General features: G+C 70.5%; 17 protein-coding genes. 6 read left to right on the plus strand and 11 right to left on the minus strand.

Annotation, left to right across the window (positions count from 1 at the left end):
- Nucleotides 1-21 precede the first annotated feature (21 nt).
- Nucleotides 22-2655 (minus strand): DNA/RNA non-specific endonuclease, encoded by a 2634-nt coding sequence (locus DI269_RS07185; protein WP_112134419.1) that lies wholly within the window; start codon nucleotides 2653-2655, stop codon nucleotides 22-24.
- Between the two features lie 100 nt (nucleotides 2656-2755).
- Nucleotides 2756-3634, minus strand: a complete 879-nt coding sequence (locus tag DI269_RS07190) for an aldo/keto reductase (RefSeq protein WP_112134420.1) — start codon at nucleotides 3632-3634, stop codon at nucleotides 2756-2758.
- A gap of 198 nt (nucleotides 3635-3832) precedes the next feature.
- On the opposite strand from DI269_RS07190, the gene DI269_RS07195 reads away from it, so the two are divergent.
- From DI269_RS07195 to DI269_RS07205, 3 genes are all read left to right on the plus strand, one after another.
- A complete protein-coding gene (locus DI269_RS07195) occupies nucleotides 3833-4207 on the plus strand; it encodes a hypothetical protein (protein WP_157974812.1) in 375 nt (124 codons plus the stop codon).
- 17 nt (nucleotides 4208-4224) lie between these two features.
- Nucleotides 4225-4647, plus strand: a complete 423-nt coding sequence (locus DI269_RS07200; protein ID WP_112134422.1) for a hypothetical protein — start codon at nucleotides 4225-4227, stop codon at nucleotides 4645-4647.
- A 78-nt stretch (nucleotides 4648-4725) separates the two neighbouring features.
- Nucleotides 4726-5742, plus strand: coding sequence for a DUF418 domain-containing protein (locus DI269_RS07205; protein WP_112134423.1), 1017 nt, complete (start codon nucleotides 4726-4728; stop codon nucleotides 5740-5742).
- 53 nt (nucleotides 5743-5795) lie between these two features.
- Here DI269_RS07205 and DI269_RS07210 read toward each other — a convergent pair whose 3' ends face one another.
- Nucleotides 5796-7340, minus strand: a complete 1545-nt coding sequence (locus tag DI269_RS07210) for an MDR family MFS transporter (protein WP_112134435.1) — start codon at nucleotides 7338-7340, stop codon at nucleotides 5796-5798.
- Nucleotides 7341-7539: 199 nt separating this feature from the next.
- On the opposite strand from DI269_RS07210, the gene DI269_RS07215 reads away from it, so the two are divergent.
- A complete protein-coding gene (locus DI269_RS07215; protein ID WP_232822660.1) occupies nucleotides 7540-8127 on the plus strand; it encodes a TetR/AcrR family transcriptional regulator in 588 nt (195 codons plus the stop codon).
- Here DI269_RS07215 and DI269_RS07220 read toward each other — a convergent pair.
- Nucleotides 8124-8570, minus strand: coding sequence for a hypothetical protein (locus DI269_RS07220; protein WP_198667230.1), 447 nt, complete (start codon nucleotides 8568-8570; stop codon nucleotides 8124-8126). The two genes, DI269_RS07215 and DI269_RS07220, sit on opposite strands and share 4 nt — an antisense overlap.
- A gap of 303 nt (nucleotides 8571-8873) precedes the next feature.
- Between DI269_RS07220 and DI269_RS07225 the strand changes: the two genes are divergently transcribed.
- Nucleotides 8874-9299, plus strand: coding sequence for a DUF4259 domain-containing protein (locus tag DI269_RS07225; RefSeq protein ID WP_157974814.1), 426 nt, complete (start codon nucleotides 8874-8876; stop codon nucleotides 9297-9299).
- Between the two features lie 5 nt (nucleotides 9300-9304).
- On the opposite strand, the gene DI269_RS07230 is transcribed toward DI269_RS07225, so the two are convergent.
- The 7 genes from DI269_RS07230 to DI269_RS07260 form a co-directional block, all read right to left on the minus strand.
- Complete coding sequence (locus DI269_RS07230; RefSeq protein ID WP_112134427.1) at nucleotides 9305-10321, minus strand: DUF4190 domain-containing protein; 1017 nt, start codon at nucleotides 10319-10321, stop codon at nucleotides 9305-9307.
- A 169-nt stretch (nucleotides 10322-10490) separates the two neighbouring features.
- Complete coding sequence (locus DI269_RS07235) at nucleotides 10491-11678, minus strand: RtcB family protein (RefSeq protein ID WP_112134428.1); 1188 nt, start codon at nucleotides 11676-11678, stop codon at nucleotides 10491-10493.
- A gap of 126 nt (nucleotides 11679-11804) precedes the next feature.
- On the minus strand, nucleotides 11805-12695 hold the full coding sequence (locus DI269_RS07240) for an arginase family protein (protein ID WP_198667231.1): 891 nt from the start codon (nucleotides 12693-12695) through the stop codon (nucleotides 11805-11807).
- A 173-nt stretch (nucleotides 12696-12868) separates the two neighbouring features.
- A complete protein-coding gene (locus DI269_RS07245) occupies nucleotides 12869-13747 on the minus strand; it encodes a co-chaperone YbbN (protein WP_112134430.1) in 879 nt (292 codons plus the stop codon).
- Between the two features lie 97 nt (nucleotides 13748-13844).
- Nucleotides 13845-14309 (minus strand): ribonuclease HI, encoded by a 465-nt coding sequence (rnhA, locus tag DI269_RS07250; RefSeq protein ID WP_112134431.1) that lies wholly within the window; start codon nucleotides 14307-14309, stop codon nucleotides 13845-13847.
- Nucleotides 14310-14319: 10 nt separating this feature from the next.
- Nucleotides 14320-14907, minus strand: coding sequence for a TMEM165/GDT1 family protein (locus DI269_RS07255; protein WP_112134432.1), 588 nt, complete (start codon nucleotides 14905-14907; stop codon nucleotides 14320-14322).
- 177 nt (nucleotides 14908-15084) lie between these two features.
- The gene (locus DI269_RS07260; protein ID WP_112134433.1) at nucleotides 15085-16314 is read right to left on the minus strand and encodes an MFS transporter; all 1230 of its coding nucleotides are present in this window, start codon (nucleotides 16312-16314) and stop codon (nucleotides 15085-15087) included.
- 121 nt (nucleotides 16315-16435) lie between these two features.
- Here DI269_RS07260 and DI269_RS07265 point away from each other — a divergent pair.
- Nucleotides 16436-17338, plus strand: a 903-nt coding sequence (locus DI269_RS07265) for an ROK family transcriptional regulator (protein ID WP_112134434.1), incomplete at its 3' end; no start/stop codon positions are given.

Here is a 17338-nt window from a genome sequence, read left to right on the forward strand (position 1 = left end):
CCCACCTCGATCAATGACTCCTTAGGGGACAGTGCAGCTCGCACCAGGGGCCGTGCCTCCAGTCAGGGTGTTCGGGAAGCAGACGTCGATCGGGGGCAACGGCATTCCGGACATGATCGGGATGACCGTGACCCGGATGCCAGTCAGGTAAGGCGGTCTGACGATGCCCTCGTCGTCGGGCTCCTCGTTCGAGTCGCCCAGGAAGTACGGGGTCGCGATGTAGATCGCGTGGTGCTCGTCGTTGATCGAGTCCCTGACCTCCTGTTCGAACGGGTTCATGTACGCGTTGTTCGTCGACGGGTGGTAGCAGGTCACGAGGTTCTCGGTGTTCCCGTTGCCGCCGAGCTGTCGCGCGAGCAGGTGGCAGGCGGCGAAGAGGAACTGCTTCCCGACCCTGAGCTGGAGGTTGGGCCAGTCCCAGGGCTTCTCGCTGCCCGGATACTGGCCGTTCGTCAGCTTGCCGCAGAGGTACCTCGCCGCGCCCGACGCCACGTTGCCGCCCAGGTTCAGCGAGTGGCTCCCGTACTGCTCGTAGTGCTCCGGGCCGTACGTCGGCGCCGGGGGCTTGCACTTGTTGTTCTCCTCGCGGATCGGGGTGATCCCCGTGACCTCGCCGCCCTCCAAGGTGATCGCCCCCGCGCCTGCCAGGCCCTGGAGGATCGACTCGTCGACGTCGAGTCCGTTGAGCAGCTCCAGTTGCGCCTGCTCCATCTCGGTCGGAGTCGCCGCGCACAGCGTCGCCGCCGGCCATTCCATCACCTCGGTCCCGCTGCCGACGGCCACCTGGTCGAACGACGGCCCCCCGGCGCACATCGTGCTCCCCGGCAGGATCTCCTGGAGCTGCCGCGCCGTGCTCAGGCCCGACGGGCTCGGGATCGTCGTCGGGCTCGGGTTGACCCGGATTCGCGCGGTGCACTCGGCCCGGTAGTCGGCGGCGGGGCCGCTCGGGTCGTTCAGCGACTCGGCGGCGGCCACGGCCGCGCTCGGGACGTCGCCGTCGAGCGCCCGCGTCACCTGCGTGCACTCCAGCGAGTCGGGGCTCTGGGTGATCACGAGCGAATCGGTGCCGCCGTCGGGGCGCGGGGACGGAATGAGCGTGACCGTCGGCTGCGAGGGCAGCGTCAGCGCGTCGATCGCGGCCTGGACTCCCGCCTGGAAGTCCAGCACAGTGTCGGGATCGGTGCTGGTCAGGCCCTGCGCCACCGCGTCCCAGCCGTTGAAGCGGTCACCCGCCGAGGCGAGGCTCTCCAGGAGCGGCACGTCCGAGTACTCGCCGGCCTGCGGATCCGCCTCGGTGGCCGTGTCCGCCGCGTCGAGGACCGTCTCCCCTTCCGTGCCCGAGTCGGCCATGCGGGACAACGCGTCCACCAGCCCGGTCGCCAAGTTCGGGTCCACTTTGCTCAGTGCCTGGTCGAGTCGCGGCTGCTTCTCCTGGCCGCCCAGTTTCTCGACGAGGCTCCGGTACCGCTCGGGGTTCGAGCCGTGCAGCTCCGGTGAGTACACGATCAGCGAGTACAGGACCATGATGCTCGACGTCTGCCCAGGTGCGGGTGTCGGCGCGGGGTTGCCGAAGCTCATCGTGCCCGTCGACGCCGAGCCGCCGGGCGCGATCGTGCCGAGCGACGTGGTCACCGGGGGCATCCCGGGGGACACGCTGGCCGTGACGGTCGCGCTGCCCGGCCCGGTCCCGTTGTTGGACACCGTGCCCGACCACGAGCAGGTCGGTGTCGAGCAGGTGCCGGCGTTGATCGTCGCCTGGAAACTCGGCCAGAGCGGCACGACCTCGCTCTGCTGGATCGGGGGCTCGGCCGCCTCGCCGTCGGCGGTGGCCGCGGGGTCGGTCGCCTCCTCGGCCACCGTCTCGGCCGCCTCCGCGGGGGCGGGCGCCGGGCCGCCCAGGGTTCCCGTGCCCGAGCCTCCTTGCACGAACACGGGTTCGGTGGAGACGGTGGAGTGGCGGGTCGAGGGGGCCGACGCGTGGCCGAGGCTCGCGCCCCCGGTCAGGTCGTCGCCGATCGGACCTGTGAGCGAGACCGTCTCCGACGGGAGGTCGGTCGTGCGCACCAGCGTCCACTCCTCCCATTCGATCGCCACCAGGCCCGCGCCCAGGTCGGTGTCGAGGACTCGGCCCTCGGTGTTGACCGTGCGGATGCGGTCCGCGAGGGCGTCGGGGGTGAGCGACCCCGCCACGTCGAGCGGGAACGCGATCCCCGGATCGGTCGCCACCCACTTCCCCGCCAGCGCGCCCGCCTGCTCCGGCGCTCTTCTCCCCCACCAGCTCTGGTCGCCGAGGACGGTCTCACCCTCGGGGGTCGCCCGGTATTCGGCCGCGCCGCCGAGCGCGTCAGTGATGGTCCCGGAGGCGTAGCCGTCCTCGGTGACGGTCATCGCGCCGTTCGCGGTCGAGCCGTCGGCGAGGGTGTAGCTGTACACGAAGTCCACTGCGGGCGCTTCGGCGATCGCCGCGCCCGGGTCGGCCAGGATCAGCCCCTTCGAGGGCTTCGACGCATCGATGTAGACGATCGTGACCGCGGCGAGCACCGAGGCGACCGTGACGGCGAGAGCCACGACCCAGCCCCAGGGAACCGGCTGACGTGGCCGCGGCGCGGGGATCGGATGGGGCCATTGGTAGGGGCCCTGGGGGCGGTAGACCATCGTGAATCCTTCCACTGCAAGGGGGCAATGGGAGCACTGTCGCCGCGGTCGTCATTCTTCGGTCATCTGTGGATCATCACGTGGAGAGGGGCAGAGATCCCTAAGGAATCGGCGCGACCTTGTCGAGGCGCGCCAGGTCCTCCGCGTCGAGCGCGATCGAGGCGACCGCGAGGTTCTCGTCAAGGTGCGCAATCGAACCGGTCCCCGGGATCAGCAGCATCCGCTCGTATCGCGCGAGCAGCCACGCCAGCGCGACCTGAGACGCGGTGACCCCGTGCTTGCGGGCCACGAAGTTCACGTGCTCGTCGGCCGCAAGGCGTTTCGGGCCGCCCATGAAGGCCGAGCCGAGCGGGAAGAACGGCACGAACGCGATCCCGCGCTCCCGACACAAGTCCACAATGGCCTCATCGGTGCGGTCGATGACGCTGTAGGCGTTCTGCACGCATGCGACGTCCACGAGGTCGATGGCCGACTTCACGGTCTCCAGGGTGACGCTGGAGATGCCGATCATGTCGATCTTGCCTTCGTCGCGGAGTTCGGTGAGCGCGCCGAGCTGGTCTTCGAGCGCGGGATGGGCGGCCTCGGGGTGGTCGCGTTCGAAGCGGCGCAGGTTGACCAAGTCGAGGCGCTCGACCCGCAGGGAGCGGAGGTTCTCCTCCACCTGCCGCTTGAGCGAGTCGGGCTCCCCGCTGGGCACCCAGCCGCCGTGCTCGTCGCGGGCCCCGCCGACCTTGGTGGCCAGGACCAGGCCCTCGGGATAGGGGTGGAGGGCCTCGCGGATGAGGTCGTTGACGACGTCGGGGCCGTAGATCTGCGCGGTGTCGATGTGGTCGACCCCGGCCGCGACCGCATGGCGCAGCACGGCTTTGGCGTTCTCGGGATCGGCGGGCGGCCCGAACACGTTGGGCCCGGCGAGCTGCATCGCCCCGTACCCGATCCGGTTGACGGTGGCGTGCCCGAGATTGGTGGAAATGCTCATGCCCGCAACGCTAAACCGCTTTAAGCAGGCCTTCCAGAGAAGGCTTTTCGTGGGAACGGAGTTCCCACCCAGCACAGACGGCCCGGCCTCGCTATCCTGGAGGCGCCCCCGCCCCTCGCTCCCCCTGGAGACGCGATGCCGTCCGTCGAAGGTCCTCGCAACATCCGTGTCGGTTACTCCCGCAAGGCGTCTGCGCTCATGATAGTGATGGGGTTCGTCCTCATGGTCTGCGCGGCGATCTCCCTGTTCACGCCGTTCATCCCGGTCCTGGTGCCGATCGGCCTGACCGGTCTGGCGCTCCTGGGCGGCGGCCTGCGGTCGTTCTTCCGGCCGCGCTACCTCTACAGCCCCGAGACGGGCGGGCTGACGGTCTTCATGGCATTCGGCCCGAGCAGCAAGGGCACGCCCGGCCCGAAGGGCGAGCGCGTGTACTACGACGGGCGGCGGATCTACCGCGAATCGCCGGACGGCGAACGCCACCGCGTTAGCATGGTCGGCACCGACCGCCGCGACATCGCCCGCCTCGTCCAGGCACTCCCGCCCGAGCAGGGCCCGGCGATCACCGACCGCTGACACCGACTGGAGCCCGAATGCAGCCCGGCACGCAGGACCACCGGATCAAGGTGCGGCACAAGCCGTTCCTGCCCTCGGTGGTCGTCGCCTGCGGGCTGCTGGTCATCGTCGGCGGAACGGTCCTGGTGTTCGGCCTGTCGAACCCGGCTTCGATCGGGTTCCTGGTCAGTGGCGCGATCCTGGTGACCCTCGGCGGGCTCCAGCTCGCGAAGCCGTACTGCGTCTACGACCCCGCGACCGGCGAGCTGCGCCTGATCGACGTCTTCGGCTTCAAGGACCGCGTCCACGGCGCCCCGGTCGGTGAACGCCTCTACTTCAACGGCCGCAACATCATCCGAGCCCTCCCGAATGGCGCGCAGGTCCCGGTCAAGACCTGGCCTGGCAACCGCGCCGACCTGGCGCACGTCATCGCCGCGCTCCCCCAGTACCGGGCGGGCTAGCCGAAAGGCCCACCGCGGGCGGGCCGGACCCGTCTTTCGACCGATGTGGAGGCCGGGGCGGTCGCGCAGGATGAGGCCATGCCTGCGAACACCTCTCAAATCGCCTCGCCCCCAACGACTCCGACCGCCAGGGCCCGCATCGATGCCCTCGACGTGGTGCGCGGATTCGCGCTCTGCGGAATCCTCGTGGTGAACATTCCGCCGATCGCGAGCATCGGCGGGCCCGTGACGACCGGCCTGTCGGGGTCGTCCGAGGACTGGCTGGGGCTGTTGACAGTCCACCGGTTCTTCCCGATCTTCTCGCTGCTGTTCGGGATCGGCTTCGCGCTCCAGATGCGTTCTGCCGCAGGCCGGGTCCCGCGTCCGCGGCTGGTGCTGGCGCGGCGACTGCTCGTGCTGCTCGGCATCGGCGTGCTGCACTTCCTGGTGTGGCCCGGCGACATCCTGACCACGTACGCCGTGGTCGGCCTGGCGGTCCTGCTGCCGGCGACGTGGCTGCCGCGCTGGGCCGGGGCCGGGCTCGCGGCGGCGCTGATCGCGACCTCTCTGGTCCTCGGCGGCGACCGGCTCGTGCTCGTTGCGGGGTTGTTCCTGCTGGGTGCCGCCCTGGTGCGGTACGGGGTCGTCGACCGGATCGAGCGGTCGACACGGGTGCCGCTGGTGCTGGGACTGGTCCTCACGGCCGTCGCGGCGCCGCTGGTCTGGGCGCAGGTCGACGCCGACCTGGGCGACGTGCTGTTCGGCCGCGTCGTGAACGCGGCCGGGCTGCTGCTCGCCGGCGTCTACATCTGCGCGGTGCTGGTCCTGCTGCGCACGCCGCTGCGGACCGTCCTCCACACCGCCTTCGCCCCGCTGGGCCGGATGGCGCTCACGAACTATCTCACGGCGACCCTGCTCGTCGGCGCGATCGGCCTCGCGATCGGCGGCTCGCCGCACGACTGGCCCGCAGCGCAAGTGCTGCTGATCGCCGCCGCCGTCCTCATCGTCCAGTGGCTGTGGTCGACGCTCTGGCTGCGCCGCTTCCGCTTCGGCCCCGTCGAATGGCTCTGGCGCTGGGCGACCTGGGCCCGCCGCCCGGCCCTGCGCCGCAGTTGAAAAAGGACCGGGCCCGAGCGGGTGCGGCTCGGGCCCGGGGTCTTTGCGCGGATCTACTTGGCGCCGAGGACGGTCTCCTCGCCGACGGCGATCTCCTCGATGAGGTCGACGGTCTCGCGCAGGCGCACCGGCGTCAGGAACAGCGCGGCGATGAAGCCCGCGGCCGCGATGCACGCGGAGATCAGGAACAGGTGGCCGGTCGCGTCGCCGTAGGAGGCGCGCACGATCTCGGCGATCGGCTCGGGCATCGCGTCCAAGTCGAGGCTGGAGCTCGAAGCGCCCGCCGCGCCCGCGTCGATCCCGATGGCCGCCAGGCCTTCGCGGATCTTGTCGGCGACCTGGTTCGCGAGGACCGCGCCCAGGACCGAGACGCCGATCGTGCCGCCCAGGGAGCGGAAGAACGTGATCGCGCCCGAGGCCGCGCCGAGTTCGCGCAGCGGCACCGAGTTCTGGACGACCAGGACCAGGTTCTGCATCGACATGCCCACACCGACGCCGACCGCGAACATCCCGAAGCCCATGAACACCAGGGACGTCTCGTGGTCGATGGTCGCGAGCATCGCGAATCCGGCCGTCAGGACCAGCGTCCCTGTGATGATGTACGGCTTGACGCTCCCCGACTTCGAGACCATGCGCCCCGCGACCGCCGAGGCCACGAGCACGCCGAACATCATCGGGATCGTCAGCAGGCCCGCCTCGGTCGGCGAGAAGCCGCGCGAGATCTGGAAGTACTGGCCGAGGAACACCGACCCGCCGAACATGGCCATGCCGACCGCGAGGCTCGCCACGGTGGCGAGGGCCGGGTCGCGGCGCTTGAGGACGTGCAGCGGGACCACCGGCTGGCTGACGCGGGTCTCCACGAGCGCCGCCGCGGCGAGGATGACCACCGCGCCGCCGGCCATGGCGAGGGTCTGCCAGGAGATCCAGTCGAAATCGTCGCCGACGAACGTGACCCACAGCAGCAGCAGGCTGACGCCGGCTGCGATGAGGACCGCGCCGAGGTAGTCGACCTTCGTGTCGGTCTTCTTCGTCTCGTCCAGGTGCAGCGTGCGCGTGAGCATCGCGAAGGCGATCACCGTGATCGGGACGGCGAGGAAGAAGCACCACTGCCAGCCGAGCCAGTCCGCGTCGGTGATCGCGCCGCCCAGGAGCGGGCCGCCGACGGTGGAGACGGCCATGACGCCGCCGAGGTAGCCGTTGTACCGGCCGCGCTCCTTCGGGCTGACCATCGCGCCGATGATGACCTGCACGAGGACCTGGAGGGCGCCCATGCCGAGGCCCTGGACGGCGCGGAGGGCGATGAGCTGCTCGGTGTTCTGCACGAGGCCGCACGCGAGCGACGCGGCGGCGAAGATCACGATGGCGATCTGGAGCAGGCGCTTCTTGTCGAACAGGTCGGCGAGCTTGCCCCACACGGGCGTCGAGGCGGTGCTCGCGAGGAGGGTGGCGGTGACGACCCAGGTGTACTGGGACTGGCTGCCTCCCAGGTCGCCCACGATCTGCGGGAGGGCGACGGAGACGACGGTCGACGAGACCATCGCGGCGAACAGGACCATCAGCAGGCCGGAGAGGGCCCGGAGGACCTCCCGGTGCGTCATGGGCGCCTGCGCCGGGGCGTCGGATACGGCGGTCAAAGGACGGCCTCCTATGGTGTTTCGGGAGGAAGGGACGCAGGGCTCGACGGCCCGGCGGCCCGGTTCGCGGTGGTTTCCGGGGGACGCGAGGTTAGTGAACGGCGCGTCTCTTATTTCAAGCTAGCATTTAGTGAACGCAACGTTCACTATCGAAAGGATCATGGTGACCGAGTCCACACCGGGCCGCCGGCGCGGCGACGACCTGGAACACGCCATCTTCGACGCCGCGCTCGCCGAGCTCGCCGAGGTCGGCTACGCCAACGTCCGCATGGAGGCCGTCGCTGCCCGCGCCAAGGCGGGCAAGGCGTCCCTCTACAAGCGCTGGCCCGACCGCGCCCGCCTCATCCAGGCCGCCGCCCGCTACAAGGCCACCGAGGTCGAGCCCGCCTTCGAACCCAGCGGCGACCTCCGCGGCGACCTCCTCAAGGTCATGAAGCACATCGCGGCCCAGCAGTCCACGCCCTTCGGCGAGGCGATCCGCGGCTGGATCGGCGAACTGCGCAGCACCCCCGCCGAGCTCACCGAGGAGCTGCGCACGAAGATCGAGACGCCGCGCATAAGAATCTTCGCGAAGATCTACGAGGACGGCATCGCCCGCGGCACCGTCAAGCCCGAGGCGCTCAACCCGCGCGTGGTGAACCTGGCGCCCACCTTGATCACCCACTACTTCCTGACGCGCGCCGAGTCGCCGCCCGACGAGGTCATCGAGGAGTTCCTGGACCAGATCGTGATGCCCCTGATCAGCGCTTAGGCGATCGACGCGGCGGCGGCGCGAAGCGCCGCGATCTCCGCTGCGGAGGACTCGCGGGCGATGACGGCGATGTCGCAGATGAACACCCGCTTGGAGGCGGGGAATGCGGCGGCAACCCGTGAGGGCTCCTCCAACAGCGCCGTGTAGATCTCAATCCCCTTGGCGTAGAACAAGTCCACGAGCACCAACTGACCGTCGGCCCGCCGCATGACATTGCCGGGATTCCGGTCGAGCCCGCCCCAGAACGGAATGGAACGCGAAGCCTCAGCGTCCAGTCGCTCGGCTTCAGCCCTCACGGAGGCGATCGGATCACCGGCCTCGGCAGCGTCCCACCTGGCGACGATCGCCGCCTGATTCTCATCGGAGGCAGGCAGCAGCGACTCCATGACGGTGACCCGCCCACCCCCGGAAAGCTCGGTGTCGAACTCGATCCGGGGCAGCATGGAATGCCAGGGCAGGGCCCGGCACAGCTCAACGAAAACCCCATAGCCGGGCTCGAAAGCGCAGACACGCGCCACGGACAGCCCATCCGGAGATCGCCAAACATGGGCCCAATCCCCTATGCCGCAAACACTCCACCCGTCGGCAAGCAGTAGTGCTGCAACAGCCCGATGATCCAACTCGTGAGAGAACTCCACGCCGAGGAGCATAAACACCAGGCACCCCCGGAGGACACCAGTTTTCGGCGTCGCTGTCATACCCGGCGAATACACTCGCCCCACCATCGACCCCCGAAGGAGCAGCGCATGGGCGCTTGGGATTACGGACCGTTCGACAACGACGGCTCATGGGACTGCATCGCCGCCCTCACCGACGACGCCGACGCCAACACCGAGCGGCTCGAAGCCGCCCTGCTCGAAGTCCTCGTCACCCTCGACTACATCGAGAACCCCGAGGCCCAAGCCGCCGTCGGTGCCGCAACCCTGGTCGCCATCCACCTCGGCGCCCCCTCCCCCAGCGAACGCGTCACCGAACTCCTCGACGCCCACCCCTTCGACGCCGCCTACCTCCGCGACACCGCCCGCCGCACCCTCAAACGCGTCACCGAAAACCCCCGCGACAACGAATGGCACGCCCTCTGGCTCGAATCAGGAGCCCTCGAAAAAGCCCTCGCCCTCATGACCCCCTACAAAGAAGCCCTCGAAGCCTCCGACTCTTCCGAAGCGGCCTGAGCGGTTTATTCGAGGGTCCAAACGCAGTCGCCGCTGAACTCGACACCGGTATCCGAGTCAGCGATCTCGATGCGGCCCTGAGCGCCGCCGTCGATGTTGTCATTGGCGATGATGTCATCGAGGTCAAGGCTGAACCCGTCGAGTCGGGCCACATAACAGCTGTCGAGGATGCCGTCGCCCGGCGCCTGCGTCGTGTACGTGCCGGGCTGGATCTCCGTGCCGACCTCCCAGATACCGGCGCCGATCTCCTCACTCGGAGGGGCGAGCGTCTCCTCGGTCGCGGGCACCCATTCGCAGCCGCCGGAGAACTCCACTCCGGCATCGTCGTCGGCGATGGTAATCCGGCCTCGCGCATCCGAGTCGAGGTTCGTGTTGGAGATGATGTCGTCGAGCTCGCCGCTGAACCCGGCGAGCCGGGCGACGTAGCATCCGAAGCTGTTGTCGGCCCAGGTCACGTACGTGCCCGGTTCGATTTCGGCACCGACCTCCCACTGGCCGTCGCCGATCCCGGCGGGCTCTTCGACTTCTTCTTCCTCTGCGGGAGCCGCATCCCCCTCGCCTGCTTCGGCTTCGTCCTCGGCGGCGGCGCGCTCGTCTTGGCCCGCCTCGGTGTCGGAGCTCTCGGGCACGTCGAATGACCCGAACGCCACAGCGGCCACCAAACCGACGATGACCGCGGCGATGCCGGTGGCGAGACCCGCGACGGCCGAACTGCGGTTCGTGGCCGCGCCGCGGTTGGCCTTGCCGATGCCGAGGGCGCCGAACACGATCGCGATGATGCCCGCGATGAGCCCGAGGCATCCGAGCACCGGGATCCAGCTGACCGCGAGGCCGGAGATGCCCAGGATCAGCGCGGTCAGGCCCATCCCGTTCGAGGGTCCGACGGGTCCGACCGGTACCGGCGGCGGAGGCTGGTAGTAGGTCGGGGGCGGCGGGTACAGGGCCGCCGTCTGCGGCTGGGAGGCGGTGTCGTCAGCCGGAGCCCGATTGATCTCGGGGTCACTGAAGGTGGGATCGCTCATGGAGGGGCAACTCTCAGATCGATTGACGGGCAGGTGACTCAATGTAGCCCCGCCGTTGCGGGCTCGAAAGTCCTTGTCCCCAATGGCAGCCGAACGGCCGCCAGGTCCGACCAACCAGACGACCGCGAAGGGCCGGAAGCGCATTGAGCTTCCGGCCCTTCGGGTGGTCCTAGCCCTTGACGCAGATGACCTGGCGGAGGCGGGCGGTGATCTCCACAAGGTCTGACTGGGCGGCCATGACTTCGTCGATGTTCTTGTAGGCGCCGGGGATCTCGTCGATGACGCCGGGGTCCTTGCGGCATTCGACGCCCTTGGTCTGGGCGATGAGGTCCTCGGCGGTGAAGCGCTTGCGGGCGGCGCTGCGGCTCATCTTGCGGCCCGCGCCGTGGGAGGCCGACTCGTAGGCGGCGCCGTTGCCGAGGCCGCGGACGATGAAGCTCGACGCGCCCATGGAACCGGGGATGATCCCCATGTCGCCCAGGCCGGCCCGAATGGCGCCCTTGCGGGTCACTAGGAGCTCCTGGCCGTCGTGAGTCTCCTCCGCGACGTAGTTGTGGTGCACGGAGATCTCGGACTCGAAGCGCGCCTTCTGGAACTTCTTCTTCACGACCTGGCGCAGCAGCGCCATCATGACCGCCCGGTTGCGGCGGGCGTACTCCTGGGCCCAGTACAGGTCGCGCCGGTACGCCTCCATCTGGGGCGTGTCGGCGATGAACACCGCGAGGTCCGGGTCCGGCAGATCCGCGTTGTGCGGCAGGCCCCGCGCCTTCTCGATGTGGTGCTGGGCCAGAGCGTTGCCGATGTATCGCGAGCCGGAGTGGAGCATGAGCCACACCTGCCCGTCATCAGATAGGCATACTTCCATAAAATGATTTCCGGAGCCTAGCGTGCCGAGCTGCTTCATCGCCTTCGCCTCGGCCCGGCGCGCCGGAGCCTGTGCGAGGTCGTCGAAGCCGGACCAGAACTCGTGCCAGCCGTGCAGGCCGGTCTTGAGGTGGCCGGTGTCGACCGAGCTCTTGTGCATGGCCTGTCCGACCGGGATCGCGGCCTCGATCGCCGAGCGCAGGCGGCTCAGGTCGTCGGGCAGGTCATCAGCGGTCAGGGACGTCCGCTGGGCGGTCATGCCGCAGCCGATGTCGACGCCGACCGCGGCCGGGGAGACCGCGCCGCGCATGGCGATGACCGAGCCGACCGTGGCGCCGATGCCGTAGTGGACGTCGGGCATGACCGCGACGCCGTGGACCCACGGCAGCTTGGCGATGTTGTACAGCTGGCTCTTCGCCTGGGGTTCGACGGCGTCGACGTCGCCCCACAGGCGGATCGGAGCCGCTTTCGATTCGAGGTCGGTAAAGGACATGGCAGGCTCCTCTCGGAGGGGACACTGTGGACAACTGAGCCGAGTTGCGGGGTCAATGTTCCTATGCCGGAGCATGAAAGATCAACGCAATTAATTCGAGCCGAGCAAGACGCCGACGACGTCGCGCTATTGGAGGGTCTCCACGAGGAGGTCGGTGAGCGCTTTCGCGTACTCGCCGTCCGGGTCGTAGTCGGGGTCGAAGACCGTCAGGTCCATGCCGGCGCAGCGGTCGTCGGAGGCGCACGTGGCGATGATCTGGCTGAGCTCGCCGAGGGAGATCCCGCCGGGGGCGGGCCCGTCGACCGCGGGCATCACGGAGGGGTCGATGACGTCGGCGTCGACGTGGAGCCAGAACGTGGCGACCTCGCCGAGCCGGTCGAGGGCCCATTCGGCGCTGCGGCCGACGCCGCCGGCGCGCAGGGCCGGGACGGTCCGCAGCGAGATCCCCGTGGCCTCCAGCTCGACCCGGTGCGGGTCGTCGGCGCGCAGGCCGAGCATCACCAGGTGGTCGGTGTCCACATAGGGCCGCAGGCCGCCGATGTCGGTGAGGTCGGGCTGGCCGCGCCCGGTCGCCAAAGCGAGCTCCTCGGCCGCGGCGGCGCCGACGTACTGGGAGTTGCCGGGGTGGCGGAAGTCGGAGTGGGCGTCGATGAACACCAGGCCGCGCGGCTTGCGGTCGCGCTCGGTGCGGCGGCGGGCCGCCAGGGCCGGGCCGAGGAGGATCGAGCAGTCGCCGCCGAGGACGAGGGGGAACCGCCGCTCCTGCCACAGGCGCTCGACCCGGTCGGCGAGGCGGCGCGTGTACTCGGCGATGGCCTTGGCCTGGCCGACGCCGTCGCCGGGGCGCCACGCGGACGCGTCGAAGCGCGGCGGGGTCAGGCACCCGGCGTCGAGGGCGTTCAGGCGGCCGACGAGCCGGTGGTCGCGAAGGGCCCCAGGGGCTTTCGCGCAGCCGGGGACGGTGTGCGGGGTGGGCGGCCGGAGGCCGAGGTTGGAGGGCGCGTCGAGGACTGCCACGCGTCTCGTCCGAGTCGCCGGCACCGTTCACCTCCCACCATTACCTGTCCCGCTAGCTTCGCACAGCGAACGCCGCGGCACCAGGTGATCTACCTCCTCCGAAAGGCCGAACCTCCACGGCGACGGGTCGCCGTGGAGGTTCGAGGCCGCTTGGGGCCCTTGCAGATCGGTTGCTAGAAGAGGACGGAGCTGAGCTTGCGGCGGGCCTTGGCCACGGCCGGGTCGTCGGCTCCCGCGACGGTGAACAGTTCGACCAGGCGCTTGCGGACCCGCTCGCGGTCCTCGCCGAAGTTCTTCGCCACCAGCGCGATGAGCCGCGCGTACGCGGCCTCGGCCTGCCCCGACAGGAGCTGGATGTCGGCCGCGGCCAGCGCGGTGTCGATGTTGTCCGGGTCGGCGTCGGCGAGCTCGACCGCGTTGTCGGGGAGCGCCCCGACGCGGCGGAGCATCCGCACCTGCGCGATCCCGGCCTCGGCCTCGCCGGAGGCCGGGTGATTCTTCAGGTACTTGTCGTACGCGGCCTCGGCGGCGTCGAGGTTCCCCTCGACCAGCAGGTTCTCGGCGTTCGCGAGCTCGGGGTCGACCGGCTGCGGGACGTCGATGCCCGCGGCCTGCGTGACGCGGCCGATCCACTGGCGCAGCGCCTGGTCGGACTGCGGGCCCTGGAGCAGGTCGAGCGGGCGGCCCTGCGCGAGCGCGACGACGGCCGGGAGCGCCTGGAGCTGGAGCGCGGCGGCGAGCTGCTGGTTCTGGAGGACGTCGGCGCGGGCGTACACCCACGCGCCGCCGGCCTCGTTCGCGAGCACCTGGAGGGTGTCGCGGACCTGCACGGACTCGGGGACCTGGTCGGCCCAGAAGGCGACGACGACGAGCGCGTCGAGCGAGCGCTCCAGCACCTCGGTCTGCACCGTGGCGTCGGTGACGTCGATCGCGAGGACGCCCGGGCCGCCCGGCGCGCCCTGGGAGGCGGCCTGCTGCTGCGCCTGCGCGGCGGCGGCGAGGGTGCTGAGGTCGACGCCTCCGGAGAATCGTGACGGTACCTGGTCGCTCATGGTGGTGATTGTTCCATTCTCATCGGGGATCGGCGGCGCGGGCGGGGCCCGCTGTGGGCCGTCGGTCACGGCCCGGGTGCACCGGACGGGCCCGGCGTCAGCGGCGCCCGGCGGCCTCGTCGCGGCCCTGGCCGGCGAGCTTGTCGGCGCGCTCGTTGCCGGGGTCGCCGGCGTGGCCCTTGACCCAGCGCCAGTCGACCTCGTGCCGGGCGGCGGCTTCGTCGAGGCGCCGCCACAGGTCGGCGTTCTTGACCGGCTCCTTCTTGGAGTTGACCCAGCCGTTGCGCTTCCAGCCGTGCATCCAGGTCATGATGCCGTTGCGCACGTACGAGGAGTCGGTGTACAGGGTGACCTTCATGGGCCGCTTGAGGGTCTCCAGGGCCTGGATGGCGGCCATGAGCTCCATGCGGTTGTTGGTGGTGGCCTTGTCGGAGCCGTACAGCTCCTTCTCGTGGCCGCCCCACTGGAAGTACACGCCCCATCCGCCGGGGCCGGGGTTGCCGGAGCAGGCCCCGTCGGTGTAGATGACGGCGGTGTCCACGATCTCGTCCGTTTTCGGCATGACCGCCAGCTTATCCCGCCAGCGCCGTCGCGGCCTCGACGCCCAGCAGGACGCCGATCACGAGGAACAGGCCGGAGGAGACGTAGCGGACGACCTTCTCGGGGATGCGCTTGGCGACCCAGGCGCCGGCGAACACGGCGAGGAGGTCGGCGGCGAGCATGCCGAGGGTGCCGCCGATCCACACGCCCCACGGGTCGGAGCTGGAGCCCAGGCCCATCGCGATGATCATGGTCTTGTCGCCGAACTCGGCGAGGAACATGGCGGTGACGACGGTGAGCAGGCCGGTGCGGCGCTCCTTGACGGGGCCCTCGTCGTCGTCCTCGTCCTCGGCGGGGCGCAGGCCCCAGAGGCCGAAGCCGATGAACATGACGGCGGCGGCGAGGCGGATCCAGTCGGTGGGGAGCAGGTTGCCGACGGCGGCGCCGACGCCGACGGAGAGGCCGATGAGCGCGCCGATGGCGATGACGAGTCCGAGGACGACGGTGCGGAGCCGGTACTTGGTGGCGAAGGTGAGGGCCATGAGCTGGCTCTTGTCGCCGAGTTCACCGACGAAGACGGCGCCGAAGGCGACGGCGGCGGCGATGAGCAGTGCTTCCATTGAGGGTGATCCTCCCAGTGTTCAGGCCGGGAGGAGGGGTGGACAGGACCTCGACCCGGCCGTACGGCCTTGGTCGAAGGTCTCGCTCGCCCCGGGGACCGAGGCCGTGCGGCCGGGCCCCGAAAGGCCAGTGTGTCGACCGCAGCGTTGGGAGCTACTCCCCTTCTGCGCTGGCAACTATACGTGAGCGGCGGTCTCCTCCGCGACGGGCGCGGGGTGTGGCGCTCGCCGCGGGAGGCGGCGCATGATGAGCGGCCCGCCGACGGCCATGAACACGGCGAACCCGGCGGGGACGAGGAGCGCGGCCGTCAGGCTCGTGGCCTCGGCGAGGTAGCCGATGGCGGCGGGGCCGGCGAGCAGGCCCGCGGAGCCGGACATGGACATGAGGGCGACGTTCGAGGGCGTCCCGCCGGCTTCGCCGACGGCGCTGAAGCAGACGGGGACCATGACGGCGATGCCGGTGCCGGCGAGGATCCAGCCGGTCCAGGCGAGCGGGAGGCCGCCGGTGGTGCCGGAGGCGAGGACCATCGCATAGCCGGCGACGGCGACGGCGCCGGCCCACAGGAGGGTGCGGCCGTTGCCGAGGCGGGCGCGGATGGGGTCGCCGAGGAGGCGGAAGACGGTCATGGCGACGGCGAAGACCGTGAAGGACAGCGGGGCGAGGGCGGCGTCGGCGTGGACGACGGTGGCGGCGTGGAGGTTCGCCCAGTCCATGGCGCCGGATTCGACGAGGGTGCTGCCGAGGCCGAGGAGGAAGAGCGCGCCGAGGAGGACCGCGCCGATCTTGACGGGAGCCGCGGTGGATCCGCTGCCGCCGCCCTGGGTACCTCTCACGTCTTGACCCGGGGGCGGCAGCAGCGGACGGATGGAGGCCGCCATGAGCGCGGCGCTGACGGCCGCGACGGCGATGAGGATGGCCTGGTTCCCGAAGCCGAGGACGAGGCTGATGGAGGTGACGGCGCCGGCGGCGGCGCTGCCGAGGCTCCACAGGCCGTGGAAGGCGGAGATGATCGGGCGGCCGTAGCGCTGTTCGAGTTCGACGGAGTGGGCGTTGATGCCGACCTCGATGAAGCCGACGCCGACACCGTAGAGGGCGGCGGCCGCGAGGAGCGTCGCGTAATTGGGGGCGAGGGCGGGGGCGATGAGGGCGAGCTGGGTGGCGGGGGCGGTCCACAGCAGGAGGCGGCGCGAGGAGATCCGGTCGGCGATGCGCCCGGCGAGGGCCATCGCGGCGAGGCCGACGAGCTGGATGAGCAGGAGCGCAGTGCCGAGCCGCGCTTCGCCGAGGCCGAGGCGGGCGTCGATGCCGGGGAGGGCGGCGGCCCAGGCGCCCATGACGAAGCCGGAGGTGGCGAAGGCGCCGTGGAGGCCGAGGCGGGCGCGGCGGAGCGCGAGCGGGTCAGACATGGGGGTCCTGGTTCCGGATCGAATTTATGTTCTCGGTGAGAACATAACAGGGTTCCGGGGCGATCGTCAATGGTTATGTTCGGGCCGGGCACAAATTTCGGCGGGCTGGCATAATGCCCCCATGCCGCAGACGATGACGAGCGCCGACCTGAGGACCCTCAACCAGGTCCGCCTCCTGCGCGCCGTCCACGGCGCCGCGGCGCCGTTCACCAGGGCCGAGGCGGCCCGGCTGCTGGGCATCGGCCGCAACACCGCGGCCGCGCTCGTCGGCGAGCTGGAGCAGGCGCGGCTGCTGCACGAGGTCCCGGCCGAGAGCGCCGGGCGCGGGCGGCCGACGACGCTGCTGGTGCCCCATCCCCAAGGGCCCCTGGCGTTCGCGGTGGACTTCCGCGAGGACACGTGGACGCTCGCGTCGGTCGAGCTCGGCGGCGCGGTCACCGAACTCGAAGGCGGCGAACACGACCGGACCCCGCGGGCGTTCGCCGACATCCGCGCGGCGATCGGGCGGCACGAGACCGACCGGCTCGCGATGGTCGGCTTCGCGACGTCGGGGCCCATCCGCGACGGCCGCCGCCTGCACATCTCGCACCTCGGCTGGGACGAGGTGGACCTGGACTCATCTCTCGGCGACGACTGGCCGCCGACCGCCGTCGACAACGACGCGCGCCTCGCCGGCCTCGCAGAGGCCCGCCGGGGCGCGTTGCGCGGCAAGGGGACCGCGATGCACTTCCACATCGACTTCGACATCGGCGGCACGCTCCTCCTCGGCGGCGACGCCCAGCGCGGCGGGCACAACATCGCAGGCGAGTTCGGGCACATGCCGCTCACCGGGTCCACACTGGAGTGCATGTGCGGGGTGCGCGGGTGCTGGAGCCTCGACGTCGGCGCGAACGCGCTCGTGCGCCGCTTCGGCGCCCGCCCCGGCTACGGCGAGGGCCGCGACCTCGCCCGCGAGATCCTCCGCCGCGCCGAAGCCGGCGACCCCGCGGCGTCAGCCGCGGTCGACGCCAACGCCGCGGCCCTC

Source organism: Glycomyces dulcitolivorans, from assembly GCF_003265355.1.
Classification (GTDB): Bacteria; Actinomycetota; Actinomycetes; order Mycobacteriales; family Micromonosporaceae; genus Glycomyces; species Glycomyces dulcitolivorans.

What these genes read in the sequence shown, in the direction of transcription:
- DI269_RS07185 (WP_112134419.1), bottom strand. Translation starts at nt 2,655, where the DNA reads ATGGTCTACCGCCCCCAGGGCCCCTACCAATGGCCCCATCCGATCCCC.
- DI269_RS07190 (WP_112134420.1), bottom strand. Translation starts at nt 3,634, where the DNA reads ATGAGCATTTCCACCAATCTCGGGCACGCCACCGTCAACCGGATCGGG.
- DI269_RS07195 (WP_157974812.1), top strand. Translation starts at nt 3,833, where the DNA reads ATGATAGTGATGGGGTTCGTCCTCATGGTCTGCGCGGCGATCTCCCTG.
- DI269_RS07200 (WP_112134422.1), top strand. Translation starts at nt 4,225, where the DNA reads ATGCAGCCCGGCACGCAGGACCACCGGATCAAGGTGCGGCACAAGCCG.
- DI269_RS07205 (WP_112134423.1), top strand. Translation starts at nt 4,726, where the DNA reads ATGCCTGCGAACACCTCTCAAATCGCCTCGCCCCCAACGACTCCGACC.
- DI269_RS07210 (WP_112134435.1), bottom strand. Translation starts at nt 7,340, where the DNA reads ATGACGCACCGGGAGGTCCTCCGGGCCCTCTCCGGCCTGCTGATGGTC.
- DI269_RS07220 (WP_198667230.1), bottom strand. Translation starts at nt 8,570, where the DNA reads ATGCTGCCCCGGATCGAGTTCGACACCGAGCTTTCCGGGGGTGGGCGG.
- DI269_RS07225 (WP_157974814.1), top strand. Translation starts at nt 8,874, where the DNA reads ATGGGCGCTTGGGATTACGGACCGTTCGACAACGACGGCTCATGGGAC.
- DI269_RS07230 (WP_112134427.1), bottom strand. Translation starts at nt 10,321, where the DNA reads ATGAGCGATCCCACCTTCAGTGACCCCGAGATCAATCGGGCTCCGGCT.
- DI269_RS07235 (WP_112134428.1), bottom strand. Translation starts at nt 11,678, where the DNA reads ATGTCCTTTACCGACCTCGAATCGAAAGCGGCTCCGATCCGCCTGTGG.
- DI269_RS07245 (WP_112134430.1), bottom strand. Translation starts at nt 13,747, where the DNA reads ATGAGCGACCAGGTACCGTCACGATTCTCCGGAGGCGTCGACCTCAGC.
- rnhA (WP_112134431.1), bottom strand. Translation starts at nt 14,309, where the DNA reads ATGCCGAAAACGGACGAGATCGTGGACACCGCCGTCATCTACACCGAC.
- DI269_RS07255 (WP_112134432.1), bottom strand. Translation starts at nt 14,907, where the DNA reads ATGGAAGCACTGCTCATCGCCGCCGCCGTCGCCTTCGGCGCCGTCTTC.
- DI269_RS07260 (WP_112134433.1), bottom strand. Translation starts at nt 16,314, where the DNA reads ATGTCTGACCCGCTCGCGCTCCGCCGCGCCCGCCTCGGCCTCCACGGC.